Origin of the sequence: Nisaea acidiphila, from assembly GCF_024662015.1 — a bacterium.
Lineage (GTDB): Bacteria > Pseudomonadota > Alphaproteobacteria > Thalassobaculales > Thalassobaculaceae > Nisaea > Nisaea acidiphila.
Map to the genome: position 1 here is coordinate 1,548,976 of NZ_CP102480.1, position 12,378 is coordinate 1,561,353.

The 12,378-nt window shown below is 60.1% G+C and carries 9 protein-coding genes; 7 read left to right on the forward strand and 2 right to left on the reverse strand.

All coding sequences use genetic code 11. The features are described 5' to 3' along the window. Positions 1-383 precede the first annotated feature (383 nt). From NUH88_RS07145 to NUH88_RS07160, 4 genes are all read left to right on the forward strand, one after another. Entirely contained in the window at positions 384-1,586 is a 1,203-nt protein-coding gene (locus tag NUH88_RS07145; RefSeq protein ID WP_257772160.1) for a peptidoglycan-binding domain-containing protein, read from the forward strand. A gap of 3 nt (positions 1,587-1,589) precedes the next feature. Then, the gene (locus NUH88_RS07150; RefSeq protein ID WP_257770973.1) at positions 1,590-4,532 is read left to right on the forward strand and encodes a beta strand repeat-containing protein; all 2,943 of its coding nucleotides are present in this window, start codon (positions 1,590-1,592) and stop codon (positions 4,530-4,532) included. 189 nt (positions 4,533-4,721) lie between these two features. Next, on the forward strand, positions 4,722-5,135 hold the full coding sequence (locus NUH88_RS07155; RefSeq protein WP_257770974.1) for a YbjN domain-containing protein: 414 nt from the start codon (positions 4,722-4,724) through the stop codon (positions 5,133-5,135). A 48-nt stretch (positions 5,136-5,183) separates the two neighbouring features. Beyond that, complete coding sequence (locus NUH88_RS07160; RefSeq protein ID WP_257770975.1) at positions 5,184-5,912, forward strand: hypothetical protein; 729 nt, start codon at positions 5,184-5,186, stop codon at positions 5,910-5,912. Positions 5,913-6,253: 341 nt separating this feature from the next. Here NUH88_RS07160 and NUH88_RS07165 read toward each other — a convergent pair whose 3' ends face one another. Next, entirely contained in the window at positions 6,254-7,915 is a 1,662-nt protein-coding gene (locus tag NUH88_RS07165) for an acetolactate synthase large subunit (RefSeq protein WP_257770977.1), read from the reverse strand. A 141-nt stretch (positions 7,916-8,056) separates the two neighbouring features. On the opposite strand from NUH88_RS07165, the gene NUH88_RS07170 reads away from it, so the two are divergent. From NUH88_RS07170 to NUH88_RS07180, 3 genes are all read left to right on the forward strand, one after another. Next, the gene (locus NUH88_RS07170; protein WP_257770979.1) at positions 8,057-8,671 is read left to right on the forward strand and encodes a TetR/AcrR family transcriptional regulator; all 615 of its coding nucleotides are present in this window, start codon (positions 8,057-8,059) and stop codon (positions 8,669-8,671) included. 129 nt (positions 8,672-8,800) lie between these two features. Then, a complete protein-coding gene (locus NUH88_RS07175) occupies positions 8,801-9,367 on the forward strand; it encodes a peroxiredoxin-like family protein (RefSeq protein WP_257770981.1) in 567 nt (188 codons plus the stop codon). A gap of 141 nt (positions 9,368-9,508) precedes the next feature. Further along, positions 9,509-10,378 (forward strand): LpxL/LpxP family acyltransferase, encoded by an 870-nt coding sequence (locus NUH88_RS07180; RefSeq protein WP_257770983.1) that lies wholly within the window; start codon positions 9,509-9,511, stop codon positions 10,376-10,378. Between the two features lie 22 nt (positions 10,379-10,400). Here NUH88_RS07180 and msbA read toward each other — a convergent pair whose 3' ends face one another. Next, positions 10,401-12,218 (reverse strand): lipid A export permease/ATP-binding protein MsbA, encoded by a 1,818-nt coding sequence (gene msbA / locus NUH88_RS07185; protein ID WP_257770985.1) that lies wholly within the window; start codon positions 12,216-12,218, stop codon positions 10,401-10,403. Positions 12,219-12,378: the final 160 nt, after the last annotated feature.

Consider the following 12,378-nt stretch of genomic DNA (forward strand, 5'->3'; position numbering starts at 1 on the left):
GAAGTCATGAAGTCAAAATCTCCACCGACTAAATCTCTGATCAGCGCCCTCGCAATTGCGTGTGTCGTATCAGCAGCGGGTATTTCGACAATCTCGGTGCGTCAAGCGGACGCTCAACAGGTGATTGAGAATTCAGTCAATGCGACTCTGCTGGCGAACCGAGCCAAGAGTTTGGTGCGCCAGCATTCCTCTACGACCAGCCCGCTGTCGCAGTCGGACCGGACACGAAGCACACGCGGCAGCCAGGTTGCCAATCGCGGAACAAAGGTACATTGCGGCGGTGTGGCGATCGGCAATGTGCAAACCCACCCGGGCGATCATCACGCGCACTCAACAACTGTGTTTGTTCACGGCAGCATAATCAATACAGGGAACTCGTGCTGATGATTCGGCGCGTGCTGGGTCCGTGCTTACCAAAGGTCAATGGATTTTTCGCTGCATTGGCTCTGGCAGGCTGCTCGGCGTTTTCGCCAGAGGTACCGGAAGAAATACAGCAAGCGAACCCGGATAATCTGCCGAAGTCGACGATTACGAACTTCGACGAAGCGCTGGTTTGCATGGACGACCTTATGGTTATCCATGAGGTCCCGTCGCTTTACCTCGCCTCACAAGGAATCGAGAATCTGACCTCCGATCGCTCGATCAGTACCGGCGGCAAGGAGATGCTTATCACCGCGCTGGCCAAAATGTCGACGCGGAGCAAAGCCGTGCGCTTCGTTTCCTATGGTGTCGACATCAGGGACATCCTCGATCTTCAGGCTGCTCATCCAGACAAGGCGGACTTTCGAGCGCCCGATCTGTTCATCCGCGGCGGCGTAACCCAGGTTAACAAAAACTTGTGGTCCGGCCAGCGCGGCTCCGGCGCTTCGCTCGTCTTCGACGACGGCCAACTCACCGACGGGGGAACTTTCTTCATACTTAAGGGTGAAGAAGATCTTACTGGCAGCTATTCGCTGAATTCCGGGTATGGAACAGTGACCGTAGATATGAGCGTAGGACATATCGCGAATCTACAGATCATTCCGGGCATAGCGTCATCCAATACACTCGCCCTTAAGCATCAGGAGGGAACTGCGATCACGGCCGATCTGACGATCGGCGATTTCGGCTTCAGCTATTCATTCACCGATACGGAGTCGCTTGATTTCAATACTGTGTTCCGATCCTTGATACAGGTCGGAACAATCGAGATCATCGGTAAACTGCATAATGTCCCCTATTGGCGATGCCTCGCCAATGCCGGATCGGTCTCAACGCGCAGTGCGGCCCTCCGAGAGCGCTTCAACGAGCTGGGGACAGCCGAGGACCGCTCTGCGCTTTACAGGTTTGTTCAGACCGCTTTGAGAGACGCCCAATATTACCTGGGAGAGGTCAACGGCTCGTTCGACTTGCCGACCCGTACGGCATTGCAGACCTACCAGCAGCGCCACGGGTTGCTTGCAACCGGATTGATCGACTTCGAGACATTCCGACTGATGAATCTCTTCACACCGTCACGGGATGTTCCCTACATACCGTGGTGGGATGCCGACCTACGACAAGCCCCAAGAACACCGGCGGCGGCCACGAATGGGAAAAAGGGCTGACCCATGAGCGCACCGCACCGGTCTCCAATTCAGCGCTTTCTTAACGCCGCCCTAGTGACCGTTCTGGTTCCAGTGAGTGCGTCATCCGCAGCCGATCCGCTCCCGACACCTGGCGGCGGCGCCGATCTCACGGTCAATATCAGCCGTGGAGCTGTCGTCAATGCACAAGGCACGATTTCGGGGGACGGAACGGCAATCCAGCAGATTGGCTCCATCGGTGCAAAGGTGATCGCTGGAACGACAGATACGGTCAATCTCTCAAACGCGATAAACGCCGGAGCGGCGGTCGGCGCCTATTCGAAAGCGGAGCAAAGAATAGGCGCTGTCGATGCGACAATCTCATCGCAGGACAATTTGTCCCTGAACCTTTCGACAGTAGTAAACGCCTCCGCGGGCGTCGGAAGCTATTCCGACACAGAACAGACGATTGGGCGGGTGACAGGCACGAACGTCCGGAACAGCAGCATCGAAGTCGATGGAAAGGCGCTGGTAAACGCCGGCGCATCGGTGGCCGGGTATGGCAAGGCGACGCAAATAATCGGCAGCATTAGCACGAGTGGCGAGGTTAGCCAGAGTTCGATCGATCTGGCGCTCGGCTCGGATGCGACCAACGTGGCTGCCTCAGTCGCTGGCGGCGGCGAAGCCGTTCAGCAGATCGGTTCCATTGCCGGCAGGTCCGCTTCAGGTGACGCGATTTCCGGTCAACTCGACAGCATCGTAAATGCAGGCGCGTCCGTTGGCGGGAACGCGCGGGCCACGCAGAAAGTCGCAACGATCCAAAGCTCCGGAGCGGTCAACAACTCGACTGTCACGGCCGATATATCATCCGCGGCGAACGTCTCCGCGGCGGTGGTCGGCGGTGGCTCGGCAACTCAGGAGATCGCCGAAGTCGAGAGCAAAGGCGGCATTTCGAATGTCAAGGTAACCGCCAACATTGGCAGCGCTGCCAATGTTGGCGCAGGTCTCGCCGGCGGCGCATCCGCTGAGCAACAGATCGCAGCTGTTGATGGATCGAGCAACTCAAGCGATACGGTCGACGCGAATGTGACCTCGGCGGCGAATGTTGGTGGCGCCTTGGCTGCTGGCGCGCGCGCCGACCAGACAATAGGAGTTATCGACAGCACGAGCGCCAGCGGAACCAGCGCTAGCGTCCGGGCCGGTTCCGCGACAAATGTTTCCGCCGGTTTGGCGGCATCGGCAACGGCGGTGCAATCCATCGCCGCTATTTCCGGAAAGAGGGCCTCGGACGACACCGTCAATGTCGACATCTCGTCAGCGACAAATGTCGGCGCGGCTCTCGCGGGCAACGCCGAAGCAACGCAAACGATCGGCTCGATCAGCAGCCAAGCCTCCAGCGGCGTGACCGACAGCGTGAGCGCCGGTTCGGTGTCCAATGTCGGAGCGGCGCTCGCAGGATCCGCCACCGCCGTGCAAACGGTTGGAGCGGTCTCAGCAACCGACGCCTCGCAAGACAGAGTCTCCGTTTCCAGCTCGAACATCACGAATGTCGGTGCTGCAGTCGCTGGCACCGCGTCCGTACGCCAGACCATTGGCGAAATCTCCGGCAATTCCGCCAGCGGCGATACTGTATCCGTCCGGGCGACAGGAAACATCACCAATGTCGGAGCCGCGCTGGCCGGCAGCGCCACATCGTCGCAGCAGATTGGCGTGATCTCGGCCACCGTCTCGAAGAACAATTCGGTGTCGGTCACTACCGGCAGCCTCAGCGCGGCGGGGGCCGGCCTGCTCGGCAGCGGCTCCGCGACACAGGACATCGGAACGGTCGGCGGCAACAACGCGACCGGTGACAAAGTCACAGTTGCGACCGGGGGTGTTAGCAATACAGGTGTCGGCGTGCTGGGAAAAGGCGCCAGCACGATCACGGTCGGTTCGATCGAGAGCGCGCAATCGTCGGACGACACGATTTCGGTCAAGACAGGAAACATCAATGCCGAAGCGGAAGGTATCGACACCACGGCGAGCGTGACCGTTGGAGCGATCGGCGGTGCCGGCGCAAACCATCAGGATATCGATATCCGGACCGGCAATATATCAGACGAATCCATCGGTGCGGATGCCGGGGCGTCTGTCACCATCGGCAGCATCACCTCCACTGGCACCGTGTCGGATATCGTTCAGACCGGTTCAATCAACAATAGGGCTATCGCTGTCGATTCCTCGGCTCGGGTCAGTCTCGGGAACGTCGCCGCCGGAACGACAGGCCCCGCAACGATCTCGGTCGTGACGGGGTCAATCGATAACAAAGTGACCGTCGGCGGCGGAACGAAATCCGTCGTCTATGTTGGCAACCTGATGCAACCAGCAACCGGCCCCACAAATATCAGCGTTACGACCGGGTCGCTCAGCAGTTCGGTCGCCGCGTCCATTGGAGGCATGGCCGGCATCGAGATTGGCAACGTCAATTCAACCAAAGGCGGGACGACGAAGGTTTCGACCGGCAACCAATCGGCAACAGCCGCCGCTTGCCTCGGCGATATCGGGTGCCTGTCCGAAATCGTTGGGAAGCAGTATTGCGTGTCGATCGGCAATATTGATCTCAGCAGCAATTGCGGAAGCACCAGCCTAATTGGCGAAGCGATCAAGGAGTTGGACAAGCTCGGCCTGACAGTTGAGAAGGGTGCGGTGCATGCTGGCGAGGAATTCGCCGGCGGGATCGTCGGGTTCGCCAAGGGCGTCTGGGGCGGCAATTTCAAAGGCGCCTTCTCAAGCCTTGCGAAGGAAACCGGCGCTGCGGTCGTCACCGTCGCCAAGACAGCGGAACATCTCGTCGAAGAAGGAGCCCACGACGTCGAACACGATCTGGAGAAGGCCGGAGATGCCGTCGTTCATACCATTGAGCACGCTTGGGACGATGTTAAGCACGGCTTTGATGAACTAGGGCACGACATCAGCGAGGGCTGGCATGATTTTATCCATTTCTTTTAAAAAATACACCAAAGAAGCCAAAATTACCACTTAAACCAAGTTGAGTCAGACTAGAGAAACGGAGAAACACTTATGAAATCAGAAATCAAACTCTTCGCCACCGCCATGATAATTGCGGCGACACTTGGCTTTCCGCACAAATCTTTAGCAGAACCCTTCAAGTTCGGCGGAGAAAGCGAACGCTTCTCCATGAAAGCACCAATTGTGAAAGCTGCGATCGAAGAGCTCGGCTACAAGGTTTCGGAACACAAGGACAAGGACGGCAATCCGCATTTGGTAATCGAGGATGCGCCGGACTTCACCAAAGGAGTAGCCGTTTTCATGGCCGATTGCGGCAAGGCCGGCTGCGAGGATCTGGTGTTCTATGCCGATTTCGGCCCGTCGAAAACCGCGACAATGGAGTTCCTCAACGAGTGGAATCACCCTGCGTCGAACCTGCGCAGCACTGCATTCAAGTCCGGCACAGTTTCCGGTGATGGGACCATCGGGATCTCCATGCCGGCGAGCTTCTTCGACGATTCCGAGCAAGCGAAGGTGAGCTGGCTGGCTGGCCTCTTCATGGTCGAGGTCAGCATGTTCGGCGCATCTCTCGGAAACCGTTGAACGACCGCAACCAGTCCTGACTGCAGTAATTCAACAAGCGAGGCTGCAATGAGATATCGGGAGAGTGCGCTTTTTCTCAGCATTGCCGCCTTGCTTAGCGGTTGCGCTGGATTAGAGACGGACATCTACGAGCCGCCCAAGGCCGAGCCGGTAGCGCCGCTAATGGCGGAAGATCTATTGCTCGACAGCGGTCAGGCGGAAGCGCCTGTCAAAGTCGGTGACGTGTTTATCTACGACAATCCGACGGCGAGATGGGAGGTCGTGTCGACAGGAAACGGTTTTATCGGCTGGCGCAACCAAGCCGGAGAGGAGCGCCAGACATCCTATTCCACGATCTTTCCGCCTCTGTCCTGGATCGGGGAGGTACGATCCGGACGCCGAAGCATCGAATTGGTGTCCGGGCCGCTTCATCCGCTGGAAACCGGCAAGACGGTCAAATTCATTACGGACACCCTCCATGTGCGCCCGCCGGGCACCGACCGATCGCGATGGGAATGCACAGTACAGGACAAGGCTGAGATTGTGGTGAAAGCCGGCAAGGCGGAGGTTTTCAACGTTCTTTGTTACCGCAACGGGCTTCAATACGTGCAGTTCGCCTATGCGCCGTCCCTTGGCACCTATGTCCGAGCGGTTCTGGCCAACGGTGCTCAACCGCTTATCCGGGAACTAACAGGCTATGCCCGCGCCCCGGCGAAGCCAAAGAACGATTTAGCGAAGCGCACAATTCCCAATAGCCCCGCCCCCAAAACGCCGCTGAAGCCGACGTCCGGGGGATAGAGGGCAAAGAAACGAAACGACGGTAAGCGCTTAGTCCAACAGACAGCCATCAGGCAGACGCACGCGGTAATCTCGCTGCCTCGCCGAAATGTTCTCTATCGTCGCGTGATGCAGGCATGCGGCGAGCGCACGCCTCAAAGGATAATCGGCACGATTTTCCATGTATGGGTAATGGTTGAGAGATGCGACGGCATGCGCAATTCCCCAACTTGAGAGAAAGATTATGCTGATCATCGCGGCGGTCGGCCAATTCACCATTTCTTATCTCCTTGAAATAAAATTCAGACCCTCCTGAAGCTGACGGATAGCAAAGCGGCGAGCAACAGCCGCAATGCCGCTTGTTAGATCGGCATCACGATGTTACCGAGCCGCTGGGTCAGCTTGCGGTTCTCGTCGTAATCCACCGGTACCGCGATCAGCGCCGGACCCTTCTGGTTGAACGCTTCGTCGAGCGCATCCTCGAGCTGACCCGGGCCCGTGATATTCCGGCCCCACATGCCGAAACTCTTCGCCAGCAGCTCGAAATCCGGATTGGTAAAGGCGAGATCCGAGTGCTGGCCGTCGAACTGGTTCTGCTGCTTCCACTTGATCAGGCCGTATTCGTTATCGCACCAGACCATGCAGACCACGTTCATCTGCAGCCGTACGGCGGTTTCCAGCTCCTGCACGTTCATCATGAAGCCGGCATCTCCGCTGATCGCCAGCACGCGTTTCTCCGGATGGGCGAATTTCGCCCCGATGGCGCCGGGCAGCGCGATCCCCATCGTGCAGAACCCGTTCGAGATCAGCACCGTGTTCGGCTCTTCCGGCTGCAGGTAACGCGCGATCCACATCTTGTGGGCACCGACATCGCTCAGCACCACGTCTCCCGCATCGAGAAAGGTCTGTACGTCGTTCAGGATGCGCTGCGGTTTCATCGGGAAGCTCTCGTCGTGCTTCTCCTGCGTCAAGTCGTCGAACATGGTCGCGCGCAGCTTTGCCCGATCTCCGATCTTGAAGAGCGGCAACTTGCCTTCGAAGCGGCTGTTCAGTTCCTCGTTGATCTGCCAGAGCGCGTCGGCAAGGTCGGCGACGATATCGACATCGACCGGGAAATCCTGGTCGATTTCCGCCGGCTCGAAATCGATCGAGATGATCTTCTTGCCGGGCGTCCGGTTCCAGAAACCCGGCGCGTATTCGACCAGATCGTAGCCGACCGCGATCACCAGATCGGCCGCATCGACCGCGAGATTCACAAAATCGCCGCCCTGCAGCCCCATGGTGAAGAGGCAATGCTCGTCGCTACGGGCGACGGCGCCCTTGCCCATGAAGGTATTGACCACGCCGATCCCGGTCTTGTGCGCAAGGCGCCGGAGCTGACCGGCCGCGCGTTTGCGGACCGAGCCGTTGCCGGCGAGGATGATCGGGTTCTTCGCCGAGGCGATCAGATTGACCGCCGCCGCGACCGCCTTGTGATCCGCCGCCGGCCGTCGGGTCTTGCGGACCTCCATCGGGGCCGCGTTTTCCACCGGCCGCTTGGCGATGTTCTCCGGCAGCTCAATCACCGTAACGCCCGGCTTCTCAGACTCCGCAACCTTGAAAGCCTTACGGACGATCTCGGGAATGTTGTCCGCGACCAACACGGACTGGGTCCATTTACTGATCGGGTCCAGCATCGCCAGACTGTCCATGTTCTGGTGGCTTTCCTTGTGCAGCCGCCGGGTGCTGCCCTGTCCGATGATGGCCACCACCGGCGCCCGGTCCATATTGGCATCGGCAAGTCCGGTCACCAGATTCGTTGCGCCGGGTCCGAGCGTGGAAAGACATACGCCCGCCTTGCCGGTCAGGCGCCCGTAACAGTCGGCCATGAAGGCCGCTGCCTGTTCGTGGCGGCAGAGGACAAATTCAATCTTGCTGGAATTGAGGGAAATCATCAGGTCGGCATTTTCCTCGCCGGGAACGCCGAAAATCCGTTCGACCCCTTCTTCTTCCAGACATTTCACAAACAGATCGGACGCTTTCATTGTGTCTCCCCCTCTCACGTGACGCCGGCCCCACGCAATACTGCTCTTACAATTAGGAGTTTCTTAGTGACCCCCGACACACATATAATGGAATTTCAGTCAGTTTATTGACATTCCCGCCTCAGAGATCATCCTTTCCTCATGGCTAGGCAGAAAGAATTCGACCGGGCAGAAGTCCTGGAAAACGCGATGCGGGCCTTTTGGCGCCGCGGCTACGAAGCCACATCGGTGCAGGATCTGGTGGAAGCCACCGGGATCAATCGCGGCTCGATGTACGATACCTTCGGCGATAAGCGCGGGCTCTTCCAGGCCGCTGTCCAGCACTACATTACAAATGTCAGCGCGGAACGGCTGAAGGTCGTCGCCGAAACGGACGACGCGCTTGCCGGAATTCGCACCTATTTTGACAGGCTCATCGATTTCTCCGTCGGCGACGGGCGGGAACTCGGGTGCCTCATCACCAATTCGGTGGTCGAACTCGCACCACATGACGAGGTGATCGGAGAGACCCTGCGCAAGAGTTTCGCGCGGGTCGAGGATACTTTCTATCGTGCCCTGCTCCGCGCCCAGCAGGCGGGAGATCTCACCACGGGACAGGATATCCGGGCCCTTGCGCGCTTCCTGACCGCGACGGTGAACGGAGTTCGTGTCTTTGCGCGGGCCGATGCAGACGCGACGACCCTGCGGGACGTGATCGACAGCGCCCTTTCGGTGATCGACACACACAAGCGCGGTTTTCCGGCAGCCGCCGAGTAATCACCCCCAAAGTACGATTTGTGACGCAGCCTCGATAGAGCCGTGCCTTCAGGGCAACGTTGTCGCTGTTGTATTCTGGAATGTTTGTTCCATATTCGTTGCGTCAATCAATCCAAGGGAGCCTCACTGATGACCCAACTCACCCCGCTCTTTCCGCGCCAGCCGGTTCCGGTCCTCTCCGTCCCCACACTCGGCGGCGGCAGCTGGAACCTCGCGGAGTCCCCGGCAGAGAACTTCACCATGGTCGTCGTCTATCGCGGCCTGCATTGCCCGATCTGCGGCACTTACCTGAAGGATCTCGACCGCAAACTCGCCGACTTCAAGGAACGCGGCGTCGAGGTCATCGTGCTCTCCAGCGACGACGAAGCCCGCGCGACGCAGGCTAAGGACGACTGGAAGCTGGAAAATCTCACGGTCGGGTACGGCCTGACGCTCTCCAAGGCTCGGGAGTGGGGTCTCTATGTCTCCTCCGGCCGCGGCAAGACCTCCGTCGGCATAGAGGAACCGAGCCTGTTCGTCGAACCCGGGCTCTTCCTCGTACGGCCGAACGGGGAGCTCTACTTCGCCACGGTCCAGACCATGCCGTTCGCCCGGCCCGAGTTCGGAGCCATTCTGAAAGCGCTCGATTTCGTCATCGCCAAGGATTATCCGGGCCGCGGCGAGATCGTCGACATCCCGGCCGAAGCCGCCGAGTAGTCCCAAAGGGCGTCACAGCATGGGCGGCCGGGACGGGGAGGCTTTTCAGCCTCCCTTTCTCATTCGCGGACCTGCTTTCGATGAAATCCGCTGGCCCCACCCGGCCCCTTGCGCTACTAGGGCTGCGTGACCGTTCATCCATTGAAAAGACTGCGTTTCCGGATCGAGGCTTGGCTCGTACGAAGCCTGCTCTTCCTGCTGCGCCAGTTTCCGCTCGATTTCTCTTCCTGGCTTGGCGGCGCCGCGCTGCGCCTCGCGGGTCCGTTCCTGCCGGCGCACCGGGTCGCAAAACGTAATCTCGAGCGAGCCTTTCCGGAAAAGTCGCCCCACGAGATCGCCGAAACCCTCCGCGGCATGTGGGACAATCTCGGCCGAACCGCCGGAGAGTATCCGCACCACCGGCGGATCGCGGCGGAGGCCGGCAACCGCATCGAGATCCATGGACTGGAAACCGTCCATGCGCTTACCTCCTCTCCCCGCCCCGCGATCTTCGTCTCCGCTCACCTGGCGAACTGGGAGGTCATGCCGATTGCGGCGGCGCTGCACGGGAACTATCTGAGCTCCGTCTACCGCCGCCCGAACAATCCCGATCTGGCGGGCGTGTTCACGGACCGGCTGACGCATCCGGAGATGAGCCTCATCGCCAAGGGCCCTTCCGCCGGACGCGAACTTCTTCGGGTGCTGCGCCAGAACCGGCCCGTCGCCATGCTGATCGACCAGAAGCTCCGCGAGGGAATCCCCGTTTCCTTCTTCGGCCGCGAGGCCATGACCCCGAGCGCTTTCGCCGAGTTCGCCCTCAAGCTCGACTGCGACGTCCTTCCGACCCGGATCGAACGGACCGGCGGGGCGCATTTCCGGCTGACGGTGCTGCCGCCGATGGAAAAACCCGATACCGGCGATCATGCGGAAGATGTGCGCCTGCTGACCCAGGCGGCGACGTCGCATATCGAGGATTGGGTGCGCGAGCGGCCGTCGGAGTGGTTCTGGGTCCACAAGCGCTGGCCGGACTAAGCCGGCCACACACAGCCTGAGTCTACTGGCCGGCTCTGACCACCGTGTCCGCGGGCCCGAACTGGAGACCGTGCAGGTGCGCGTAGAGCCCCTCCTTCTCCAGCAATGCCTCATGCGTGCCGCTTTCGACCACCTTGCCCGCATCGAAGACATGGATCACATCCGCGTGCTGGATGGTCGACAGGCGGTGCGCGATAACAAGCGTGGTCCGGCCGGTCATCAGATCCTTCAGCGCATTCTGAATCTGCCGCTCCGACTCCGTATCCAGCGCGCTGGTCGCTTCGTCCAGCAGCAGGATCGGCGCGTCCTTCAGGATCGCCCTCGCGATCGCGAGACGCTGGCGCTGGCCGCCCGACAGTTTCGTTCCCTGCTCACCGATCACGGTCTCGTAGCCGTTCGGCAGCGCCGATATGAACTCGTCCGCCGCCGCCGCGCGGGCCGCCGCCCGCACTTCCTCGTCGCTCGCGCCGAGACGGCCGAAACGGATGTTGTTGATGACGGTATCGTCGAACAGCACGACATCCTGGCTGACGATAGCGAGGGTGTCCCGCAGGCTCTCCAGAGTCACGGTCCGGATATCCACGCCGTTCACGCGCACTTCCCCGCTGCCCGGGTCGTAGAACCGGGGAATCATCGAGAACACGGTACTCTTGCCAGCACCCGACGGACCGACCAAAGCCGTCACTCTACCGGACGGCGCTTCGAAGCTGACGTCGTTCAGGGCCGCACCCTGTTCGCTCTCGTCGCCGCTCGCATAGGAGAAACGCACGTTCGAGAACTCGACCGCACCTGCCGCCCGCGGCAGCGCCTTCGCCTCCGGGGCGGTGCGAATGGTGGGTTGGCGGTCGAGCAGCGCGAAGACCCTTTGCGCCGCGGCCAGGCCCTCCTGCAGATTGGTATTGATCTTTCCGAGCGCCCGGAGCGGCTGATAGGCCATCAGCGTTGCGGCGATGAAGGAGAAGAACGCACCGGCGGATGTTTGGCCCTCGATCACCCGGGCACCGCCATAGAGAATGACTGCGGCCACCGCGACCCCGCCGAGGAAGTCGATGATCGGCTGCGGCGCGGCTTTTACCCGGATCCCCTTGTAGTTGAGCCCGAAGATCCGCTCGACGAGTTGCTGTACCCGTCCGGTCTCGTGCTCCTCAAGCCCATAGGACTTGATCATCCGGATCCCCTGGAAACCCTGTGTGAGCAGGGTGGTCATCGAGCCCATCTCTTCCTGGGTCTGGGCCGAAACGCGGCGCATCCGCTTGCCGAGCTGCCGGATGGGATAGGCGGAGAGCGGCGCGACCACGAAGGTTATGCAGGCCAACAGCCATTCCTGATAAAACATCACCGCCACCAGGAAGATCACCGAGAGGCTGTCCCGGCCCAGTCCCACCAGCGCGTTCGCGACCGCGTTGCGCATGGTGTTGATGTCGAAGGTGAAGTGCGAGATCAGGGTGCCGCTGTGCCGGTCCTGAAACAGCCCGAGATCGAGATTGATCAGATGGCGGTAGAGCCGCGCCTGGGTGTCGGCGACGACCCGCTGGCCGACATAGCCGATCATCACCTCCTGGGCATAGGTCGCGACGCTCTTCACGAAGAAAGTCGCGACCACCGCGCCGGCGACCAGCCACAACACCGAGAGATCCTTCTCGATGAAGATCTTGTTCACCATCGGATCCATCAGCCAGGCCGACAGCGCCGTCGCCGCGGCGACAAGCACCATGCAGAAGCCGGCGAGGACGAGGCGCAACGTGTAGGGCCGCACCAGTTCGCCCACCACGCGCTTCATAAGCGAGATCGAGTTCTCGTCCGTAAGGCTGATTTTCGTTCGATCCGTTTTCCGGGACATGCGCACCTTTCCGAGCGATTCCGGGCCCTTCCATACAACAGGCAACGGACCTGCCGCCATCGAAATGCAATATGAAGTTCTTGCCGCAAAACGCGAATCCATATGCGGCATGTTGATTTAAATCCGACTTCCCGTACTATTGCCCTGTCGAAAATGCGGT

What these genes read in the sequence shown, in the direction of transcription:
- NUH88_RS07175 (WP_257770981.1), top strand. Translation starts at nt 8,801, where the DNA reads ATGACCCAACTCACCCCGCTCTTTCCGCGCCAGCCGGTTCCGGTCCTC.
- NUH88_RS07150 (WP_257770973.1), top strand. Translation starts at nt 1,590, where the DNA reads ATGAGCGCACCGCACCGGTCTCCAATTCAGCGCTTTCTTAACGCCGCC.
- NUH88_RS07165 (WP_257770977.1), bottom strand. Translation starts at nt 7,915, where the DNA reads ATGAAAGCGTCCGATCTGTTTGTGAAATGTCTGGAAGAAGAAGGGGTC.
- NUH88_RS07170 (WP_257770979.1), top strand. Translation starts at nt 8,057, where the DNA reads ATGGCTAGGCAGAAAGAATTCGACCGGGCAGAAGTCCTGGAAAACGCG.
- NUH88_RS07160 (WP_257770975.1), top strand. Translation starts at nt 5,184, where the DNA reads ATGAGATATCGGGAGAGTGCGCTTTTTCTCAGCATTGCCGCCTTGCTT.
- msbA (WP_257770985.1), bottom strand. Translation starts at nt 12,218, where the DNA reads ATGTCCCGGAAAACGGATCGAACGAAAATCAGCCTTACGGACGAGAAC.
- NUH88_RS07145 (WP_257772160.1), top strand. Translation starts at nt 384, where the DNA reads ATGATTCGGCGCGTGCTGGGTCCGTGCTTACCAAAGGTCAATGGATTT.
- NUH88_RS07155 (WP_257770974.1), top strand. Translation starts at nt 4,722, where the DNA reads ATGAAAGCACCAATTGTGAAAGCTGCGATCGAAGAGCTCGGCTACAAG.